A 21210-nucleotide genomic window follows, 5' to 3' on the forward strand; every position below is an offset into this window, starting at 1 on the left:
TGATCCTCAGGGACGTGGAAGCTCCGACCGGGCGAAACGTTGATCGCTCGGCGGGGCAGGGATGAATTCGATATCCAGCGCATATTCCTCCAGCCGGAGCGCACCGCGTTCGCGCGGGCGCGTCCCGGGATCGTGCAGGATCAGATAGCCGCCTGTCACCTCCACCGGCCGGCGCAGTTCCAGCACCACCTCATAGGGGTAGGTGCGATCATGCATGACGACGGAGACGCGCATGTCCTCGGGCCGATAGCAGAACCGGGGATCGGCGCAGCGTTGATCGCGCACCACCCCGAACGGTGTGAGTTCGATGCTGCCGACCCGCACGCGCTCGAAAAACGCCACATCGTGGACAAGTCCCGCCTCGTAAACGCCATCGTATGCCTGCGCCGCAGCGGCCTGCGGCAAGGCTGCGGCTGAAAGCGCCATTGCTGTGGCGGCGGAAATCGGCAGGTGCTTGAACAGCGTCATCGAAAGGCTCTCCTTTACCGTTCATATACCATGACGCTCTGGCCGGATCGCTCCGGGTTTTTCCCCTGTGCCAAGCCAGAACAGTTCACCGCATTGGCGTTACCATGCAACCCGGCTATGGCGCGAAACATGGATGATCTGACGACACAGCTTTACCTGATTTCCCCGCTCGAAGTGGGCGGAGAATTTCCGCAGCGGCTCGAACGCGCGCTCGCCGCGGGAAAGGGTCTGGTGACGGCGTTTCAGTTCCGCGTGAAGGGGCTGGACCAGCATGACGCGGCGCGACTGGCGGAGCCGTTGCAGGCGATCTGCGCGGCGCATGACGTGGCCTTTATCGTCAACGACAGCGTTGCGCTGGCAAAGCGGCTTAAGGCCGATGGTGTGCATCTGGGGCAGGATGACGGATCGCCCAAGGATGCACGCGAACAACTGGGCCGCGATGCGCAGATTGGCGTGACCTGCCATGCCTCGCGCCACATGGCGATGGAAGCGGGCGAGGCGGGGGCCGATTACGTCGCCTTTGGCGCGTTCTTCGCCAGTTCGACCAAGGACAAAGGCGACGCCGAACGCCCCAAGCCTGAAATCCTGCAATGGTGGAGTTCGCTGTTCGAAATCCCCTGTGTCGCAATCGGCGGGATCACTCCGGAAAACTGCGCCCCGCTGGTGGCGGCAGGCGTGGATTTCCTCGCGGTGTCAGGCGCGGTGTGGAACGGCGACGAAGTGGCCGCAATCAAGGCGTTCGAAAAAGCCGTCAAAGGGCGCTGATCGCGCTGCGCCAGCCTAATTGACCCCGGCAAAGCTGAATGTTTCCAGCAGGGATGAAGCGTCCCATGGCACCTGATCGCCATTGGTCATTTCAACGACCTGTCGACGCACTTCACGAAAGGTCACCTCGATAGGACGGTCAGGCACAAGCATCTGTGCGGCAAGTGCTTCGGCAAACGGGCTGTGTATGCCGCCCCCATCGGTCGCCGTGTTTCCAGGTGATGTCGAATAGGCGACGAAGCTGCCGTTGGGTGTGTCCATGCGCGCCAGGCCGCGGCTTCCATCTCTTGTCCTGCGGCGCAACGGCATGTTGCGGCAGGCGTCGAGGATCACGATCCGGGTCGATACATAGGTTTCTTCCAGCTGGGACAGGATCGAAGCGGCCGAAACCGCCTCAAGCTCCAGATCGCTTTCTGCGTCGATGGCCGCTCCGACCGGGATCAGGTAATTAGCCCCACCCGACTGAACGCCGTGTCCGGCATAATAGAACAGGCCGGTTGCATTGTCGCCAGCATCGGCCAGTCGATCGCCCAACCGTCGGACCGCGCGCTTCATGTCTGCCTGACTCGCATCGGTCAAAATTTCGACGTCAAACCCGAGACTGCGCAATGTAGCGCCAATAAGCACTGCGTCATTCACCGGGTTGGAAAGGGAGCCCATCGAACCGTCGTATTTCTCATTCCCGATCACCAGCGCAATCCGCGGGCCGGTTGCTTTCATGATCGCAAGTTCGACGCTGTCCGCTGGGGCCGTATCGGATTGCGATAACATTCTGCCAGTGGCTCTGGCTGGCGGCGAAGATTGCGTCCCGCCGGTTGATCGGGTTCCAGCACGCGACTGTGATGGTTGTGATGGCGTGTTCGAAGCGAGCGTTGCAGCCGACGATGGTTGCGAAATGGCAGGGGGCGGCGCGGAAGCTTGGACGGGGACGGGAGGAGCTGCCTGCTTCGCAGCAGGTGCTGCGGTAACCGCTGGCGAAGAAGAATTGCCGGCAAGGGCTGTTGCTGGATTGGGCGGCGATGACGTTGCTGATGATCGACTACCCGTCGGCATCGAATTGACCAACTGCTGATGGGCGAGGAGATCGCGCTGATAATCGCGTTGCTGCCTTTCGACTTCGGCGACCTCGGCACTATGGCGTTGCAGCCCAAGTTCGTATTCGCGCTGCTTGCGTTCTGCCTCCGCGACTTCGGCGTCGTGCTGCGCCTTTGCATCGTTGAAGTTTGAAACGCGGTTTGCGTTCATCTCGTTGATGGCCTGAGCATAGATGATGGCGTCTTCGACGACGGCACAATCCTCGACGGCCTGTTCGATCGTCTTGGCACCCGCCTCAGCATCCGCCTCAGCATCCGTCTCAGCGACGATCCGCGTACGGCAATCCGCGCGCGCCTGAGCCATGCGCGCGTCGATATCGATCCCTTCGTCGCGCAGCATCTGCATCATGTTGGTGATCCCGGTGTCCGCCGCCGAGACGTTTGTCGATCTGGGGGCAGTTACGGATGAACCGGTGGAGCCAGACTGGACTTGCTCGCAAGCGTCGCCACAGGCGTCATCGCCGGCAGACGAGACATTCGATTGAGCAGACACGGGTGAATCAGCCAGAATAGGCATTATGACTGCAGGTATCGCTGCGATCGCGAGCATTGCCGGAACCGCGGGCATGACTAAGCGTGAAGCTTTATTCGATGCCATAGCTCCCCCCAACGCGCCCCATATACTGGCCTAACGGTTAAACCGGAGGAGTCAAATCGGCTAACCGGGTGGAAGGTGCGCTGCAACAAGCGCTGGCCTTTGATGTGTCGATCAGACGCGCGCCGGACGAGGTTGCAAAGAGGGCTGCAGGGATGCAACAAACCCTCATGAAATTTGCACGCGTGATCTCAATACCTGCTGCAGTTCTCGTACTCGGTTTCTCGCCAACCAGCGCCGCCAGTACCGATATGAGCGACAAGCCATGCGAAGCGACGACATCGGCATCGGGCTGGGTAAAGACTTTGAGGTTCTATCAGTGGGGCAATCAGGTCAGACTTTTACGCAGGCTGGATCACTTGGAGACGGGCATCGGCTTCAGCATCGATATGGCCCAAGGTCGGCAACCAGAGATCAATGGGCCAGACATTGATGCGATAATGAAATCAGAAGCGGTTCAGGCAAGGCTGAAAGGCTTACCCACGAGCACACCGACCATAGTCGATGACGATGTGGTGTATGATGGCGACCTAACCATCATGATCGACCGGCTCGACGGCGGGCCGCAATGGACCATGAAAGGGAAGCTTGAGCGTCAGCGCATCTATCTGCCGCCAGAATGGATCACGAGCTATGCAATCGTTGATCCTTTGTCCGGCACCGGCACTCCACGACAAATCATGAGGAATCTGGATCAGGGCGGTGAGTTTCGGATCACCATCACAATCACGACCGGGGGTTCTTCCGTGCGCACACTCTACACCCAGCGGTTTGACAGCACCGGGTTTGCTGAGCTGGTGAATTCCAGGAGCAGCGCGGAACTGGAAGCGGCCAGAACCTGCCCCCTTGTAGATTGAGTGATCGTAGGGTCGCGTTAAGCCCGCACGATCTTACGGCCTCGGTGGCACAATTGTTCTGGGCGGATTTGGCGTCCTGTTCGGATCAGGCCTTTGAAAATTGTCGATGACGGACCTGTTCTGGTTCGATCGCTGGGTGTTCTGGAGCGAATCGAACGCGCGGTCATAATCTCGCGCGGATCGTCCGCGCCCGGCGAGATAGGGCAGGAAGACGATGCCGCTCACAACCCCGGCTTCGTCATACCGCAGCGTCGCCGCGCCGCCATAATTTGTGCGCCCGGGCCCATGATAGAACCGGATCGGGATATTCCCGCCGCGCCGCCTATTGGGCACGCGAAAACCGCCGCCTGCAAATCGCTTCAGCCGAGCCTGATCGAACTCGTCGAGATCGATCAGCCCTCCCAGCGTGGGATCGCCGCCATTTACCACGGCTTCACCGAATTCCCGCGACAGCGCGAATTGCTGGTTGGCTTCGGAGCGTTCGAGCGCCGCCTGGGTCGGTGCATAATCTTTTGCAGCACGGTTGATGGAGAAGCCCCGCAGGTTACCCTCTTCGCCAAAGAGCATGGTTGTCGAGCGGCTGAAGCCTTCGCCACCGTCATTCCCGGCGCAGGACCATTCGATCACCAGAAACCGGTCGCCACCGCCGCCCTGAAGTTCAGGCGCGCAACCGGCCAGCTTTTCGACTTCTGAAAGCTCCAGTTCGGGCAGCATCGTCAGGAAATCGGAGTTTTCGCGGATCGTCCCTGAATAGATTGCATTCGCGATTTTCGAAGCGGTCTCCGCGTAGTTTTCCGCAGCCGCCGGCGCTGCGCACAGGCCCATCAATGCCGCGATGATCGCAAGGTTTCTGGCCATTGGTTTTGCCCCCCGGCTCAAACTGGCAGATGGGGCAATGATACCGCAAAACCGGAATGCGGCAAACTTGGCCGCAAAGGCTGGAAGATTCTGGCTTAACGCGATGCCCGGCGGGTGCAGAGCAGGTCGCTGGCTTCGCCGCCTGGCTTGAGCTTGCGCAACTGGTTGTCTCCCACGCGTTCGAACCGCTCACCCTGCTTGGGCCCCAGGGTAAAGGTCAGATCCTTGCCGCGCAGGATGTAGGTGCCGGTGCCTTGCGCGGTTTCATAGCGGGATGCGGTGAAGATGCGGAATTCCTCCTCCTCTACCACGACATAGGCATCGCCGCCCGCATCGCCGGGCAGGGCGCATTGATAGCGGCCATGCGGCATGGTGCGCAGCATCCCGCCCGGGGCGGGTTCGGCCTGTGCCGTGCCGCCTTGGGAGTCACTTTGGCCGAACACCGGTCCGGTGGCGGCGATACCGGCAGCAAATGCCGTAAGCAGGATGATGTGCAGGGTCTTCATAAGGTGGGGGTCCTTGTTGCCTTATCCTTTAGCAGCGGGCCGGACTCTTGGCCAATTCGTTAACCAACAAACGCGCAATTGCAGGCCAGCTTTCCACCGCGCTTGCCGTGAACATGCCGAGCGGCTATGGGCGCGCTTTGTTTTTCAGGGCCGCGCGCAAACCACATCCCGCGCGCCCATCTACCAGCAAAGAGAAACCCATGAAGATCAGCGGCGTCGACATTCGTCCGGGCAACATCATCGAATACGAAGGCGGCATCTGGAAAGTTGCCAAGATCCAGCACACCCAGCCGGGCAAGGGCGGTGCCTATATGCAGGTCGAAATGAAGAACCTGCAGGACGGCCGCAAGACCAACGTCCGCTTCCGCAGCGCCGACACGGTCGAGAAAGTGCGGCTCGACACCAAGGAATTCCAGTTCCTCTATGAAGACGGCGAAATGCTCGTGTTCATGGACAACGACACTTACGAGCAGATCAACCTGCCGGGCGACCTGCTGGGCGATGCGCGCCCCTTCCTTCAGGACGGGATGCAGGTGAAGCTGGAACTGTGGGAAGAAAAGCCGATCTCGATCGAACTGCCCGCGCAGATCGAAGCCACCATCGTCGAAGCCGACGCCGTGGTGAAGGGCCAGACCGCGTCCTCCAGCTACAAGCCCGCCGTGCTCGACAATGGCGTGCGCATCATGGTGCCGCCGCACATCGAAAGCGGCACGCGCATCGTGGTTGACGTGTACGAGCAGTCCTACGTCGGGAAGGCTGGCTAAATCCCATGTCGATGTTTTCAGGCCTGATCCGCGTAATGGAGCGCGCCGCGCGCAAGGCGGGCGGGCGGCTCCGGCGCGACTTCGGCGAGGTCGAGCACCTGCAGGTGAGCCGCAAGGGCCCTGCCGATTTCGTCTCCAAGGCCGACATGCGGGCCGAACGCGCGATTTATGACGAACTGCTCCACGCACGGCCCGACTGGGGCTTCGTGATGGAGGAAGCCGGGGTTATCGAAGGTGACCCGAACAAACCGCGCTGGATCGTCGATCCGCTCGATGGCACCAGCAACTTCCTCCACGGCATCCCGCATTTCGCGATCAGCATCGCGGTGCAGGAACCGCGTCTGGACGGGAAGGGCTGGGGCGAAGTCACCGCCGCCGTTATCTACCACCCGATCGAGGACGCGACCTACTGGGCCGAAAAGACCCGTGGCGCCTGGCTTCAGGATGCGCGCCTGCGCGTCTCGGCACGGCGCACGCTTGACGATGCGCTGATCGCGACGGGCATTCCGTTTTCGGGCCATGGCGACTTTGCCGAATGGAGCCGTATCTTCGGAGCTATTGGGCCCGAAGTCGCCGGAATCCGCCGCTTCGGTGCGGCCTCGCTCGATCTCGCCTATGTCGCACAAGGGCGCTTTGACGGGTTCTGGGAAAGCGGGCTCAACGATTGGGAGACCGCCGCCGGATGCCTGCTGGTGCGCGAGGCGGGCGGATTTGTCAGCGATTATCGCGGACGCTCGGCCCCGATCCATTCGGCGCAGATCCTCGCGGCAAACGATGCCTTGCATTCGAAGCTGCATAAACTGTTGGCCAACAGCTTGAAGTAATTCGCGCGGAAGGCTAACAGCCCGCTTCGCGCACAGGCTGTGCCCCTGTGGTGGAATTGGTAGACGCGCTCGACTCAAAATCGAGTTCCTTACGGAGTGCCCGTTCGAGTCGGGCCAGGGGCACCATCCTTCTCGGTCTTCGCCGGAGCATCTCGTGGAAACTCCCTTCGAAACCGGGCCTCAGCGATACCAGCCTCCGCAAGATTACGTTTACGCCCGCGATCCCAAGCTGCGCTTCGATCAGCGCCGCCTTGCCCGCGTTGTCGGCATTATCGCGCTGGGAATGCCCGTGGTGCTGGGGCTGGGCGGGATGCTGCTGGGCCGGTTCCGCACCGCGCTTTCGGGCTATTATTACGAAGCCATCGTCCTCGGCGATTTCTTTGTCGGCTGCCTGATCGCGATCGGCGCGCTGTTGATGGCCTATCGCGGATGGACGCCCAAGGTCGCGCAGCTAGCCACCATTGCCGGGCTTGCCTCCTTCGTTGTCGCCTTCGTTCCGATGTACGGATGGTTCACGGCTTGCGAGCAATTGGCCGCTGACGGCAGCTGCGCCGTGCAGACCGCGCGGTATCCGGTCGCGGGATACTGGATCCACGCAGGCGCCGCCGGATTGCTGTTCGCTATCCTCGCGTTCTTCTGCATGTTCGTCTTCACCAAAATCCCGGTCGACGAAAACACCGGCGCCATCGAACCCACTCCGGCAAAGCGCCGCCGCAATCTCATCTATCGCACATCCGGCATCGTCATCGCTGGTGGAGCGATTTCCATCGGCGTGGGCGACCTGATCTTCGGTGACTGGTGGAACGCACGCAACATGACGTTCTGGATGGAGGCGCTGATCCTGGCCGCATTCGGCACCTCGTGGCTGACGCAAGGCCGTGTTTTCGCACCGCTATCCGATCCGCGTGACCGGGCCGACGCGGCCATCGCGAAAGAGCATAAGCGCTAAACCACTTGCCAATCGCGCATTGAATTGAGACATCTTGGCTCGCGGATCACATGCTAGAGCTTCCATCATATCACGCCATGGCGGCAATGGCGGTTACCGTGGCGATGTTCGTGGCCTTTGCCCGCGGCACGCTTTCGGTAGAGATCGTCTCGCTGCTGACGATCGCGGTGATCGCCGTCGGCCTGTATTTCTTCCCGCTGGACGGCACCAGTCCGACTGACGGGCTGGCGCTCGCATTCGGCGGTTTCGGCCATTACGCGCTGATCACCATTTGCGCGCTGATGATCATGGGGCGGGGGCTGGTCGTCACCGGCGCGCTCGAACCGGCGGCGCGGTTTCTGGAAGGCGTGTTCAAGATCAACCTGCAACTGGGCCTGCTGGTGTCGCTGCTGATCGCGTTCTTCCTGTCGATGGGGGTCAACGATACGCCGGTGCTGGTGCTGTTGTTGCCGATATTCGTATCGCTCGCCGCGAAAGGGGCTATGCCTGCGTCCAAGACGCTGATCCCGCTGAACGCGGCGGTGCTGATCGGCGGCATGGCCACCACCATCGGTACCTCCACCAATATCCTTGTCACATCCATCGCGGTTGATCTGGGCCAGCCGCAGATGAGCGTGTTCCATTACACCCCGATTGTGCTGCTCGCATCGCTGATCGCGCTGCCGTATCTGTGGCTGGTGATGCCGCGCCTGCTGGGCGACAACAGCGTCGAGGACGATCACGGCACCCGCCTGTTCCACACCCGTTTGCGCGTCGGTACGGACAGCATTCTGGCCGGGGTTACGCTGGACGCAATCCGCGACAAGCTGCCGCGCAACATCACCTTTCACAATCCGCCGCCAGGTGAATTGCAACCGCAGCAAAGGCTCGACATTTCGGGCACGCATGACGCGCTGGAAGAAGCGACGCGGGTACTGCGCGGCGAACTGGCGCCCAGCTGGGTGCTGGACAGGATCAAGCGCGTGGCATCGGCCAATCGCGAGGATGTGACGGTAATGGAAATGACCGTCACGGCGGATTCGCGGCTGATTTCGCGCACGCTGCCGACTTCTGGGATTGCCGATCTCTACAGCGTGGCGGTGCTGGGTATCCACCGGCCCGACCGGGTTCTGGGCGAGCGTGATCGTTATTCCGAAGGCGGCGACCTGCGCATCGCCGAAGGCGACGTGCTGCTGGTGATGGGGCTTTCCGCCGATCTGCAAAGCTTTGCCCGCAACGACAGCCTGCTGATGCTTGAAGGGGCGCGTGAATTGCCGCGCCGTTCCAAGGCAGCTCTGTCCGCGATCATCATGGGCGGGTCGATCGCGCTTGCGTCTTTCGGGTTCCTGCCCATTGCCATTGCCGCGCTGGTCGGCGCGATTTTGATGTTTGTCACCGGCTGCGTGAAGTTTGACCGTGTGGGCCGCGCGCTTTCGGCCAAGGTGATCGTGCTGGTCGCGGCCAGCATCGCTGTGGGCCGTATTATCCTTGAAAGCGGGGCGGCGGAATGGCTTGGCGGCACTTTGTCCATCGGGCTTGCCTATCTGCCCCCGGCGCTGGTGCTGGCGGCGATCATGCTGTTCGTGACGCTGCTGACCAATTTCGCCTCCAACGCCACCGCCGCGACAGTGGGGACGCCGATTGCCTTCAGCATCGCGACCCAGCTGGGCCTGCCGCCTGAGCCGCTGATCCTTGCCGTGCTGTTCGGTTGCAACCTGTGTTACGCCACCCCGATTGCGTATCAGACCAACATGCTGATCATGTCCGAAGGCAGTTATGAATTCGGCGATTACATCCGCACCGGGGTTCCGCTGGTGGCGTTGATGGTGACGACGCTCTCCGTCCTGCTGGTGATCTGGTACGGGCTTTGAATTTTCCTACTTGGCCAGCGCGTGCGAAAAGGCGCGCATGGCCTCCATATTTCCTTATCTGAAGCGCGCATCACGGCAATCCCGGCCGGACGGCATGCGGTGGCGGGCGGGTGACACTTTCGCCCTCGAAAGACGACATTCTGGACACGCAAAAAGTGACACTTTGGCCGGAAGGGGTGACACTTCGCTCCGTTCAGTTGACACTTTGCGCGCCAAGGTGACAGTTTGCCGCGCGAAGAATGACAGTTCGCCCTTTTTCTTCTGGACCGTGTTCCACATGTTCCAGCCTGTAGGGTTTGGAGAGAGACAAGAATGCTAAAACAGATGCTTTGCCTGGGTGCCGCAATGACGGTGCTGGCCGCGACTCCGGCGCATGCCGATGCGCATAGGGAGGCTGGCGGGGACGGCCTGCGGGCCGCAGTGATGGAAGACATGCCCGGCCTGATCGAGCTGTATCAGGATCTGCACGCCAATCCCGAACTGAGCTTTCAGGAATTCGAAACGGCGGCCAAGCTGGCGACGCGGATGCGCGCACTCGGCTTTGAAGTGACCGAGGGCGTGGGCAAGACCGGCGTTGTCGCGGTGATGCGCAACGGTGACGGTCCCACGGTAATGCTGCGCGCCGACATGGACGGGCTGCCGGTGATCGAACAGACCGGGCTGCCCTATGCGTCGAAGCGGACGGCGGTGCCGGCGACGGGAGTGGAAACCGGGGTGATGCACGCCTGCGGGCATGACACGCACATGGCCGCGTGGATCGGCGCGGCGCAATTGCTGGCAGAGCGCAAGGACGAATGGTCGGGCACGCTGGTGATGATCCTGCAACCGGCAGAGGAGATCGGTGAGGGCGCGCTGGCGATGCTGCAGGACGGCCTTTACGAGCGGTTTCCCAAGCCTGACTATGTGCTCGCCTTCCACGATGCAGCGGGCGCACCGGCGGGCTTCATCGGCTATTCGAAAGGTTATGCGCTGGCCAATGTCGACAGCGTCGACGTGGTCATCCCGGGCATTGGCGGACACGGTGCTTATCCGCACACTACGAAGGACCCGGTGGTGATCGGGTCGAGCATCGTCATGCGCTTGCAGACGCTGGTGAGCCGCGAGATCGACCCGCTCGATTCGGCGGTGGTGACGGTGGGCAGCTTCCAGGCCGGGTCAAAGCACAACATCATCAGCGACGAGGCACGGCTGCAGATCACCGTGCGCAGCTATTCCGACGAAACGCGAGCGCATCTGCTCGAAGGGATCGCGCGGATCGCTCGGGGCGAGGCGATTGCTGCCGGAATGCCCGAGGACAAGCTGCCCGTGGTGACGGTGCAGGACCCATACACCCCTTCGACCTACAACACGCCCGAGTTCACCGAACAGGTGATGGCGGGATTGCAGGATCGCTTTGCCGGACGCATCCGCGAGGTGCCGAGCGTGATGGGGGGTGAGGACTTCGGCCAGTTCTATCGCGCCGATCCGGAGAATTTGGAATCGCTCATCTTCTGGGTAGGCGGCGTGCCGATGGCGGAATGGGAAGCCTCGCAGCGCGGCGAGGTGGAACTGCCTTCGCTGCATTCGCCGTTCTGGGCGCCGGACGCTCCGGTGGTGATTGCGACCGCGACAGAGGCGCTTGCTGCGGCGACGCTTGACCTGATGCCAAAGGACGGGGCCGGGGGTTAGGCAAAATCAACGGCCGCCGAATGCAGGGCAAGCCCGGCAATCGACGGCCGTATTCTCCTCCCCAGGAGAACTGGTGTGCGCAGCGTTACTCGGCGCTTGGCACGTAGGTGCCGAGCCGGTGGTGCAACGCGTTGATCTTGGCGAGCTCTTCGCGATCCTCGGTGTTGCGGGCGTGGCTTTCCAGCGCACGGCGCAGCAGCTTCATGTCGGCTGTCGAAAGCAGCGCACGGGCGCGCGAAGGTTCACGGTTCGGGGTGTCGGTATCGCTCATGGTCTCTCTCCGAAGGTCCGATGGGGACGGGATGGTGATGACACCGCTAATGGCGGGATGGATCGGTTCCCGCAAGGCCAGTGTTTGACTGACCTTGCGAGCCCCCTCTCCAGCTCGATCAGGCGGCAGCGAACTGGTTCATGGTGTTGTCCTTGCCACCCGCTTTCAGCGCGGCTTCACCGGCGAAGTACTCCTTGTGATCATCGCCGATGTCGCTGCCGGCCATGTTCTGGTGCTTCACGCAGGCGATACCCTGACGGATCTCTTCGCGCTGGACGTTCTTGACGTAGCCGAGCATCGCCTGCTCGCCGAAGTACTCGCGAGCGAGGTTGTCGGTGCTGAGCGCGGCGGTGTGATACGTCGGCAGCGTGATGAGGTGGTGGAAGATGCCGGCCCGTGCCGCAGCATCGCGCTGGAAGGTGCGGATGCGCTCGTCTGCTTCGGCGGCCAGTTCCGTGGCGTCGTAATCGATGCTCATCAGGCCTGCGCGATCATAGGCGGACACGTCCTTGCCCGCTTCGGCCCATGCATCATAGACCTGCTGGCGGAAGTTGAGCGTCCAGTTGAAGCTCGGCGAGTTGTTGTAGACGAGCTTGGCATTGGGAACGACTTCGCGGATGCGATCGACCATGCCGGCGATCTGTTCAACGTGGGGCTTTTCGGTTTCGATCCACAGCAGGTCGGCACCATTCTGCAGCGAGGTGATGCAGTCGAGCACGCAGCGGTCTTCGCCGGTTCCGGCGCGGAACTGGTAGAGGTTCGACGGGAGACGCTTTGGTGCCATCAGCTTGCCATCGCGGCTGATGAAGACCTGGCCGTTGGTGATGTTGGCGGGATCGACTTCCTCACAATCAAGGAAGGCGTTGTACTGGTCACCCAGATCGCCCGGCTCTTTCGAGAAAGCGATCTGCTTGGTCAGGCCAGCGCCCAGCGAGTCGGTGCGGGCGACGATGATGCCGTCTTCCACACCCATCTCGAGGAAAGCGTGACGGATCGCACGGATCTTCTGGAGGAAGTCCTCGTGCGGCACGGTGACCTTGCCGTCCTGGTGGCCGCACTGCTTTTCGTCCGAGACCTGGTTCTCGATCTGGAGCGCGCATGCACCCGCTTCGATCATCTTCTTGGCGAGCAGATAGGTCGCCTCGGCATTGCCGAAGCCTGCGTCGATGTCGGCGATGATCGGAACGACGTGGGTTTCATAGTTGTCGATGCGGTTCTGGATGTCCTTTGCCCGCACTTCGTCACCCGCTTCACGCGCGGCATCGAGATCGCGGAACAGCATGCCCAGCTCGCGAGCGTCGGCTTGCTTGAGGAAGGTGTAGAGTTCCTCGATCAGTGCCGGGACGCTGGTCTTTTCATGCATCGACTGGTCGGGCAGGGGACCAAATTCGCTGCGCAGGGCGGCAACCATCCAGCCCGAGAGATAGAGGTAGCGCTGCTTGGTGCTGCCGAAATGCTTCTTGATCGCGATCATCTTTTGCTGCGCGATGAAGCCGTGCCAGCAGCCGAGAGACTGGGTGTAGGCGGCAGGATCGGCGTCATAGGCGGCCATGTCGGCGCGCATGATCTTGGCGGTGTACTTCGCAATGTCGAGCCCGGTCGGGAAACGGTTCTGGATCGCCATGCGAGCGGTCGATTCAGCGTCGATCGCGCCCCAGCTCGGGCCGTTCGCATTGATGACAGCCTGCATTTGGGCGATGGTGGTCTGGTAAGTCATGGCGTTCTCCTGTGTGAGAGAGGTGAGGAGGAGTTGATGCCCCCTCTTGCCGTGCTGCAGCGCAGCGCAACAGGAAAAGTTACAAAAATTCTTGTCTGTATCCGCCGGTATCGGTCAAATCTTGTGTAACGATGTAAAGATAGTTACAAGAGGCGAATGTCCGAAAACACTCTCCTGGCCGGGCCATCACTCCGCCGCCTGCGCAAACGCGAAGGGCTGACCCAAGCTGCCATGGCCGCCTCGCTCGGCATTTCGCCAAGCTATCTCAACCTGATCGAGCGTAATCAGCGCCCGCTTTCGGCAAGGGTTCTCGTGCAGGTGATCGAGCGGTTCGATTTCGACCCGCGTTCGCTGCGTGAGGATGAGGCGATCGGCGGGGTGGATGGCCTTGCACGGCGCATGGCGGACAAACGCTTTGCCGATCTCGCGATTGATCGCGAGGAGATACAGGAATTTCTCTCCGCAGCCCCGCAGGCTGCAGCCGCATTTGCGCGCCTCTATGACCGTTCGCATCCGGACGAAGAGCGCACGGAAGACCCGGTCAACGATGCGCGTCAGGCGGTCGAACGCTGGCAAAACCACTTCGCCGATCTCGATCATGCAGCCGAAGGGCTGGCAGACGAATTGCGGTTGTCACACGGCGACATCAGCGCCGCCCTGATCGAGCGGCTGCGCGAAAAACACCAGCTTTCGGTGCGTGTCCTTCCGGCGGAAGTCGTGCCGGGGATGGTGCAGCGGCTCGACCTGCATGCGCGGCAATTGCAGATTTCCGAGATGCTTCCTGGGGCGGCGCGGCGGTTCCAGATCGCGCGGCAAATCGGTAGTCTGGAGCAGCGCGATGCAATCGAGACACTGGTGGCGGGGGCGAACCTGGCCTCCCCCGAAGCGCGGGAGCGTTTCCGCGAACATGTCACCGATTACGTCGCTGCAGCCTTGCTCATGCCGTACCGCCGTTTCTTGCGGGCGTGCGAGCAAACTGGTTACGACCTTGCCGTGCTTCAACGCCGGTTCGCGGTCAGTTTCGATCAACTGGCACAGCGGTTGACGACGCTGCAACGGGTGGGAGAGCGGGGCTTGCCGTTCTTTTGCGCCCGGTTTGGCCGCACTGGCCGTATGGTCCATTTCAGCGCGGGGGCAAGCGGCGCGGTCTATCCGCTCGACGGTGCTCGCTGGCCCGCATGGGTGCCTTATGCCGCCTTCGAAAACCGTGGGGCGATACTGATGCAGGCTGTCACCTTTGGGGAAGGGGAGGGCGCGCCCCGACACTGGTTCACCATCGCTCGCACCATCGAAGTCGACGGGGCGGCCTGTTCTGCCCGGCGTTCGGTTGTGCTGGGGCTTGAGGCTCGTTTCGCTGGCGAATTGGCGAACGCTCGAGGGATATCGCTCGATCCGCAGGATGCAGTGCCGCTGGGCGTCGGATGTCCGCGCTGCGGCAGAGCCGATTGCCTGACCCCGGCACCGCCGCGATTGGCAACCGGCACCGCAGTCTGAACCGGCAAAAGCGTTACGCGCGCATTAACCGAGAAAGCGCCTGCAATCCTGCGGGGTTTCGAGGTCGTTGTAAGGTTTACCGACACTTAATGTCTGGCGCCTAAAGAGGGACCGTAGAAAACCCTCGATGAAGGCCAGGCTCACGCGATGATCCGCTTGTTCAAGCACTATATCCCTCATGCCGTGATGCTGCTCGGCCTGCTCGATTTCGGCTTGCTGATGTTCGCCAGCGAACTCGCGTGGAAAGTTCGCGCGGCACAGATCGGAATGGATCCCGGCCCAATTGACGAACGCTGGGTGCCGCTGATTGGTTCGGCCGCGGTTGTCTGGATCGCGATGATCTCCGTGGGTGTTTACGGCCCTTACGCGCTTCGATCCCTGCGCTTTGCCAGCGCCCGGCTGCTGGTCGCGATCAGCCTTGGCATAATTGCGCTGGCAACGATCGACTGGGTCTTGCCGGGAGATACGTTCTGGCGCTCCACCCTGCTGTATTCGATGGGGTTTGCAGTGGTTGTGCTGGTGTTCGACCGCGCGCTGCTCAACAGTTTCCTCGGTTCTTCCGCCTTCCGTCGCCGGGTCATGGTCCTGGGTGCGGGCGACCGCGCGCAGCGTCTGCGGGAATTGGGTGACAGGCCCGAAGCCGGTTTCGCGATCGTATCCTATATCGCGATGGGGGAACCCGAACGAACCGTCGAAGAGGCAATCCCGCGCGAAGCGATCCACGATCTTGGACGCTTTGTCGAAAACCTCGGCGTGAGCGAAGTGGTGCTGGCCCTGCAGGAACGGCGCAATTCGTTGCCGCTCAATGATCTGCTGCGGATCAAGACCAAGGGCGTGCACGTCAACGATTTTTCCAGCTTTCTCGAACGCGAAACGGGGCGGGTGGATCTCGATACGGTCAATCCCAGCTGGCTGATCTTCTCCGACGGCTTTTCCAGCGGGCGGGTGTTCTCAGGCGCGGTGAAGCGCATCTTCGATATCGTGGCCAGCCTTGTCCTGCTGCTGCTGACATTCCCGATTATCGCGCTGTTCGCGATGATCGTGAAACTCGACAGCAACGGGCCCGCCTTCTTCAAGCAGGAGCGCGTGGGCCTGTATGGAGAGACGTTCCACCTGATCAAGCTGCGCTCCATGCGCACCGATGCCGAGAAGGATGGGTCGAAGTGGGCAGAAGAAAACGATCCACGCATCACCCGCGTGGGGCGCTTCATCCGCAAGGTCAGGATTGATGAATTGCCGCAAACCTGGAGCGTGCTGAAAGGTGAAATGAGCTTTGTCGGCCCGCGTCCCGAAGTGCCCAAGTTCGTCGATGATCTGCAAGAACAGATCCCGTTTTATCAGGAACGCCATATGGTGAAGCCGGGCATCACGGGCTGGGCGCAAATCAACTACCCCTATGGCGCGTCGATCGAAGATAGCCGCAAGAAGCTCGAATACGATCTGTATTACGCCAAGAATTACACTCCTTTCCTCGATCTGGTGATCCTGCTCCAGACGGTGCGGGTGGTTTTGTGGCCTGAAGGCGCGCGCTGATGACGCTGGTTGTCGCCCTTGAAACCTATGCCGCGCTGCTCTGCTATCTGGTCGGAGCGGTGTTGAGCGTGGGCGCGGGCCTGTGGGTTGCGCGCTACGGCGACCGCGACCGGCCGGACCGCGCGGCGGTGCTGGCGGCGCTGGCGATGATCGGTATTTGGTGTGTCGTTTCGCTCAGTCTTCCGATGGGCCATCCAGCCATCGAGATCGCGGAGACATTCCGCAATCTTGCGCTGATCGCGGTGATTTTCCGACTGTTCGCAGCTGACGGTCGCGATGAAAGCCTGAAGCCGATCCGCCCGGTGATCATCGCTCTGGCGCTGGTGCAGATGTTCCAGCCCGTGCTGCTGTTTGTCGAGGCGCAGGCGGGTGACTTTTCGCGCATTGCGCAGATCACTTTCGAAGTCGGCACCGTGCTCAACATGCTGGTCGCGATCGGCGCGCTGATGCTGCTGCACAATTTGTATGCGGGTGCGGCGGCGTCATCGCGGCGGATCATCCGCTGGAGCGGCATCGGTCTGGCGATGATCTTTGCCTATGATCTGAACCTGTTCACGATCGCCTATCTTGTCGGTGAATACCCGTCGTTGCTCGTGGCCCTGCGTGGTCTGGTTGTCGGGGTGATGGCAAGCCTGCTGGCCTTCGGTGCTAATGCCACCAGCGCGGGACTGCAGTTCCGTCCTTCGCGCGCGGTAACCTTTCAGACGCTGTCTCTGTTGCTGATCGGCAGTTACCTGCTGGTGATGGTGCTCGTCACACGCAGCCTTGCGCTGCTTGGTGAGGATATCGCTCGCGCTACGCAAGTCGCCTTCCTTGTGATCGCCGTCATCGGTGCGCTTGTCTGGCTGCCGTCCGAACGTGCACGAGGTTGGCTGCGAGTGACGGCAACCAAGCACCTGTTCCAGCACCGCTATGACTATTGCGAGGAATGGCTGCGCTTCACCCGCACGATCGGGCGCGGATCAAGCAGCAGCGCAAGCTTTCACGAACGCGCGGTAAAGGCGATTGCCGACATTACCGATAGTCCCGCCGGTTTGCTGCTGGTTCCAAACGAGGAAGCGCAGCTTGAACTGACGGCGCGCTGGAACTGGCCGACCATTGAGGTGCCTGCGAGCGCGGGCGACTACGCCCTTTCCGGCCTGCTGGAACAGCACAGCCACATCCTCGATCTGGACGAGGTACGCGCCGGGATCGATCATCATGGGGAACTGGCCCATGTTCCGCAGTGGATGAGCGATGCCGAGGATGCCTGGGCGCTCGTCCCGCTGATCCACTTTGATCGCCTTGTTGGCGCTATCGTTCTTGCCCGCCCCCGGATCGAGCGGCGGCTCGACTGGGAAGACTTCGATCTGCTGCGCGTCGCCGGGCAACAGCTTGCCAGCTATCTTGCCGAACAGGCGGGGCAGCAGGCGCTGATGGATGCGAGCCGTTTCGACGAATTCAATCGCCGCATGGCCTTTGTGATGCACGACATAAAGAACCTTGCGAGCCAGCTTTCATTGCTTTCGGCCAACGCCCAGAAGCACGCCGACAATCCCGCGTTCCGGGCCGACATGCTGGTGACGCTGCGCAATTCGACCGAGAAGCTCAACGCTCTGCTTGCACGCCTGAGCCGCTATGGTGCGGGTCAGGGGCAGGAGGTTCGCGAAGTCGACCTGGCATCGCTGGCCAGGGGCATCGCCGAACGGTTCAAATCCGTGCATCCTGTCGCCATTACGAAGGCCGAACCGGTCATCGTGCTCGCTGATGTGGAAAGTCTTGAACAGGCACTTATCCACCTTGTGCAGAATGCGATCGATGCCAGCGGCAAACAGGATCCGGTGTTTCTCGATGTCCATAGCGATGGGCTCGCAGGTCAGATCAATGTGGTCGATTCCGGCTCTGGCATGTCGCCCGAATTCGTCCGCAACGGGCTGTTCAAACCTTTTGTCTCATCGAAGCAGGGCGGCTTTGGCATCGGCGCGTTCGAGGCGCGCGAAATGATCCGCAGCATGGGCGGACGGGTCAATGTGGAATCCCGCGAAGGCGTGGGTTCGCGTTTTTCCGTCGTCCTTCCGGTTCCCGAAGCTGTGACCCTGCTTAACCGGCACAAACACCAACCAAGTAAAGAGGTCGCCTGATGGCCGACAAGAAACCCACCCTTCTCGTAATCGAGGATGACGAGGGGCTGCAGGCGCAGCTCAAATGGGCTTATGACGATTTCGAAGTCGTGATCGCTGGTGATCGCGATAGCGCCATCGCCGCCTTGCGCAGTGAAGCTCCAGCCGTCGTCACGCTGGATCTTGGCCTGCCGCCCGATCCCGACGGCACGACCGAAGGGTTCGCTGTGCTCGACGCAATCATGGCGTTGAAACCGGATACCAAAGTGATTGTCGCCAGTGGCCATGGCGCCTGCGAAAGCGCGCTTCAGGCCATCGAACGCGGAGCCTATGATTTCTACCAGAAGCCAGTCGATATCGACGCGCTGGGGCTGATCGTCCGCCGCGCCTTCAACCTGCACGAAATCGAGGATGAAAACCGTCGTCTTGTCGCCAATGCGAGCGAAGACAAGACAGTGCTGGGCCGGCTGATCACGGGCGCACCGGAGATGGTGAAGGTCGCCCGCACGATCGAACGGGTCGCCTCCACCAGCGTGTCGGTGATGCTGCTGGGTGCAAGCGGTACGGGCAAGGAATTGCTGGCACGCGGCCTGCACGAAGCGAGCAATCGCGCGGACAAGCCGTTTGTCGCAATCAATTGCGCTGCAATCCCGGAAAACCTGCTCGAAAGCGAATTGTTCGGTCACGAAAAGGGCGCTTTCACAGGTGCGGTGAAAACCACCGAGGGCAAGATCGAAAGCGCCCATGGCGGCACGCTGTTCCTTGATGAAGTCGGCGACATCCCGCTGCCGTTGCAAGTGAAACTGCTGCGCTTCCTGCAAGAACGCACGATTGAACGGATCGGCGGTCGCAAGACGATCTCGGTCGATACGCGCATCGTCTGCGCCACGCATCAGAACCTTGAAGCGATGATCGGGGAGGGGACTTTCCGCGAAGACCTGTTCTATCGCCTCGCCGAAATCGTCGTGCGTATCCCGGGCCTGGCCGAACGTCACGGCGATGCGGTGCTGTTGGCCAAGGCTTTCCTCAAACGCTTTGCGAGCGAAATGAACCCCAGCGTCACCGGATTTGCTCCTGATGCGCTGGCAGCGATCGACTCGCATGATTGGCCCGGCAATGTCCGCGAGCTTGAAAACCGGGTGAAACGGGCCGTGATCATGGCTGATGGCAAGCTGGTCAGCGCGGCTGATCTCGATTTCGACACCGACGAGGAGGAGCCCGCCGAAGTGCTCAATCTCAAGGCTGCTCGGGAACTGGCGGATCGCCGCGTCATCCGGCACGCGCTGGCTCGTAGCGAAGGCAATATCTCCAGCACTGCCAAATTGCTCGGGATCAGCCGCCCGACGCTCTACGACTTGCTGAAGCAGTATGATCTGCATGCGTAGCCTGCTTGCCCTCGGCCTTGCCATCGCTCTGGCTGGTTGTTCGAACGAACAATCAGGCGCAGATGCGTCTGCGCTTACGGGAAGCGATACCTTTCTCGAATTGGTGAATGATGCCCGGTTGGCGGTCGAGAACGGCAATCTGCTCGAAGCCGGGCGCCTGTATGACGAGGCGCGCGCACTCGAGCCCGAAAATCCGGGTCTGTGGGTCGACATCGCCCGTTTGCGCTTCCGCGGTGGTGAACATCTGATTGCCATCGACGCAGCGGATTATGCGCTTGAACTGAACCCGCAATACGCGCCAGCGGTGCTGCTCAAGGCGCAAATGGTGCGCGATGCGCATGGTCTGGAGGAATCGCTGCCGTGGTTTGAAGCGGCAGTTGCGGCTGATCCGCGCAACCCCGAGGTGATGGCGGATTACGCGGCCACCTTGGGTGATCTGGGGCGGTATCGCGAGATGTTGCGGGTCGTGCGCGAACTCGCCGAATTTGCGCCAAACTATCCGCAGGTGCATTACCTGCAGGCGGTGTTGGCGGCGCGTGGAGACGATCCCGTGCTCGCAAGCAATCTGCTCAACCGCAGCGGATTGCGCGCGCAGGCAGTGCCTGCCGCAGTGATGCTCGGCGCGATTGTCGATTTGCAGCAGGGCAATTACGACACCGCATCAGAAGCGCTAGACGAACTCGCCAAGCGCCAGCCCGACAATATGCGTGTCAAGGAACTGCTTGCCCGCGCGCTGGGGTTGGGCGGGCGTGATCGGGAACTGGTCGATCGTTACGCCTCGCAAGCCGCCAGCCCTTCGGCATCGCCCTATCTCCAGATGGTGGTGGGGCGCAGTCTGGAACGGATGGGAAATCGCAATCGTGGCCTCGCGTTGATCGAGCGTGCGCGCGAGCCGCGTTCCAACCAACCGGTCGTGCTCGACGGGTCAAGTCATGGCGATGCGTCGGTGCCGGCGATTACCGCCGATCTTCGCCGAAGCGTCGCCGCAGGCAATGCCTCTGGTGCAGGGGGACAGGCCGCAAACCTGATCCGCAGAGCGCCCTATTCGGCTGATTTCCATGCGCTCGCCGGTGATGTCGCGCTTGCCAGAGGCGATGCGAAGGCGGCGCTCGAAGCCTATGAAGTCGCGGCAAGGGTGCGGCGGTCATGGCCGCTGACGCGCAAGATCATCAATGCCTATCGCAGCTTTGGCGACGGTCTGGCAGCCGAAGTCCTGCTTGCCCGCTATATCGCCGGGGATCCGCAAAACACCGATGCGCTCTTCCTGCTCGCTGAAGAAAGCGCGCTAAAAGAGGACTGGCTGCGGGTGAGTGTGCTGCTGGATACAGCTATTGCGCTGGGTGCAGGCAATGACCTGGAGGTGCTGGCCCTGCGTGCGCAGGCAGCACAAAACCTCGGAGATGAAGCTGAGGCTGCCCGCTTTGCGGCCATGCTTGGCGAACTGAAGCCGAGTGAATTCCTCAAACGCTGAGGCGCAAACGCTCGACAAGGGGCACGACACAAGGCAGTGGCG

Annotated in this window: 18 protein-coding genes and 1 tRNA gene; 13 read left to right on the forward strand and 6 right to left on the reverse strand. The window is 61.5% G+C overall.

The window, feature by feature from the left end:
• Positions 1-6 precede the first annotated feature (6 nt).
• A complete protein-coding gene (locus L1K66_RS09525; RefSeq protein WP_252257653.1) occupies positions 7-468 on the reverse strand; it encodes a hypothetical protein in 462 nt (153 codons plus the stop codon).
• Between the two features lie 129 nt (positions 469-597).
• Here L1K66_RS09525 and thiE point away from each other — a divergent pair, with 129 nt between their 5' ends.
• Entirely contained in the window at positions 598-1233 is a 636-nt protein-coding gene (gene thiE, locus L1K66_RS09530) for a thiamine phosphate synthase (RefSeq protein WP_252257654.1), read from the forward strand.
• Between the two features lie 15 nt (positions 1234-1248).
• Here the strand turns inward: thiE and L1K66_RS09535 are convergent, their stop codons facing one another.
• Complete coding sequence (locus tag L1K66_RS09535; protein WP_252257655.1) at positions 1249-2844, reverse strand: caspase family protein; 1596 nt, start codon at positions 2842-2844, stop codon at positions 1249-1251.
• A 149-nt stretch (positions 2845-2993) separates the two neighbouring features.
• Between L1K66_RS09535 and L1K66_RS09540 the strand changes: the two genes are divergently transcribed.
• Positions 2994-3779 carry a hypothetical protein gene (locus L1K66_RS09540; protein ID WP_252257656.1) on the forward strand — a complete coding sequence of 262 codons (786 nt, stop codon included), beginning with the start codon at positions 2994-2996 and terminating at the stop codon, positions 3777-3779.
• 33 nt (positions 3780-3812) lie between these two features.
• On the opposite strand, the gene L1K66_RS09545 is transcribed toward L1K66_RS09540, so the two are convergent.
• Positions 3813-4637, reverse strand: a complete 825-nt coding sequence (locus L1K66_RS09545) for a hypothetical protein (protein ID WP_252257657.1) — start codon at positions 4635-4637, stop codon at positions 3813-3815.
• 95 nt (positions 4638-4732) lie between these two features.
• Entirely contained in the window at positions 4733-5143 is a 411-nt protein-coding gene (locus tag L1K66_RS09550; protein ID WP_252257658.1) for an elongation factor P, read from the reverse strand.
• 200 nt (positions 5144-5343) lie between these two features.
• On the opposite strand from L1K66_RS09550, the gene efp reads away from it, so the two are divergent.
• From efp to L1K66_RS09580, 6 genes are all read left to right on the forward strand, one after another.
• Positions 5344-5907, forward strand: coding sequence for an elongation factor P (gene efp / locus L1K66_RS09555; RefSeq protein WP_252257659.1), 564 nt, complete (start codon positions 5344-5346; stop codon positions 5905-5907).
• Positions 5908-5912: 5 nt separating this feature from the next.
• On the forward strand, positions 5913-6731 hold the full coding sequence (locus tag L1K66_RS09560) for an inositol monophosphatase family protein (RefSeq protein ID WP_252257660.1): 819 nt from the start codon (positions 5913-5915) through the stop codon (positions 6729-6731).
• A gap of 41 nt (positions 6732-6772) precedes the next feature.
• Positions 6773-6857: transfer RNA gene (locus L1K66_RS09565), tRNA-Leu, on the forward strand.
• A 28-nt stretch (positions 6858-6885) separates the two neighbouring features.
• Positions 6886-7680 (forward strand): hypothetical protein, encoded by a 795-nt coding sequence (locus L1K66_RS09570; protein WP_252257661.1) that lies wholly within the window; start codon positions 6886-6888, stop codon positions 7678-7680.
• 77 nt (positions 7681-7757) lie between these two features.
• Entirely contained in the window at positions 7758-9530 is a 1773-nt protein-coding gene (locus tag L1K66_RS09575; RefSeq protein WP_330221223.1) for an SLC13 family permease, read from the forward strand.
• Between the two features lie 312 nt (positions 9531-9842).
• A complete protein-coding gene (locus L1K66_RS09580; RefSeq protein ID WP_407931940.1) occupies positions 9843-11198 on the forward strand; it encodes an amidohydrolase in 1356 nt (451 codons plus the stop codon).
• Positions 11199-11283: 85 nt separating this feature from the next.
• On the opposite strand, the gene L1K66_RS09585 is transcribed toward L1K66_RS09580, so the two are convergent.
• Positions 11284-11469 (reverse strand): hypothetical protein, encoded by a 186-nt coding sequence (locus L1K66_RS09585; RefSeq protein ID WP_034953864.1) that lies wholly within the window; start codon positions 11467-11469, stop codon positions 11284-11286.
• Positions 11470-11587: 118 nt separating this feature from the next.
• Positions 11588-13186: an isocitrate lyase gene (locus tag L1K66_RS09590; protein WP_252257663.1), complete on the reverse strand. Its 1599-nt coding sequence runs from the start codon at positions 13184-13186 to the stop codon at positions 11588-11590.
• 156 nt (positions 13187-13342) lie between these two features.
• Between L1K66_RS09590 and L1K66_RS09595 the strand changes: the two genes are divergently transcribed.
• From L1K66_RS09595 to L1K66_RS09615, 5 genes are all read left to right on the forward strand, one after another.
• On the forward strand, positions 13343-14680 hold the full coding sequence (locus L1K66_RS09595) for a helix-turn-helix domain-containing protein (protein ID WP_252257664.1): 1338 nt from the start codon (positions 13343-13345) through the stop codon (positions 14678-14680).
• Positions 14681-14827: 147 nt separating this feature from the next.
• On the forward strand, positions 14828-16213 hold the full coding sequence (locus L1K66_RS09600) for a TIGR03013 family XrtA/PEP-CTERM system glycosyltransferase (protein ID WP_252257665.1): 1386 nt from the start codon (positions 14828-14830) through the stop codon (positions 16211-16213).
• Complete coding sequence (gene prsK / locus L1K66_RS09605) at positions 16213-18333, forward strand: XrtA/PEP-CTERM system histidine kinase PrsK (RefSeq protein WP_252257666.1); 2121 nt, start codon at positions 16213-16215, stop codon at positions 18331-18333. Before L1K66_RS09600 ends, prsK begins: the two co-directional genes overlap by 1 nt.
• The gene (prsR, locus tag L1K66_RS09610; protein ID WP_252257667.1) at positions 18333-19697 is read left to right on the forward strand and encodes a PEP-CTERM-box response regulator transcription factor; all 1365 of its coding nucleotides are present in this window, start codon (positions 18333-18335) and stop codon (positions 19695-19697) included. Before prsK ends, prsR begins: the two co-directional genes overlap by 1 nt.
• Positions 19690-21168 carry a tetratricopeptide repeat protein gene (locus L1K66_RS09615; protein WP_252257668.1) on the forward strand — a complete coding sequence of 493 codons (1479 nt, stop codon included), beginning with the start codon at positions 19690-19692 and terminating at the stop codon, positions 21166-21168. Before prsR ends, L1K66_RS09615 begins: the two co-directional genes overlap by 8 nt.
• Positions 21169-21210 lie beyond the last annotated feature (42 nt).

The sequence above is a fragment of the Erythrobacter aurantius genome (assembly GCF_023823125.1).
Lineage (GTDB): Bacteria > Pseudomonadota > Alphaproteobacteria > Sphingomonadales > Sphingomonadaceae > Erythrobacter > Erythrobacter aurantius.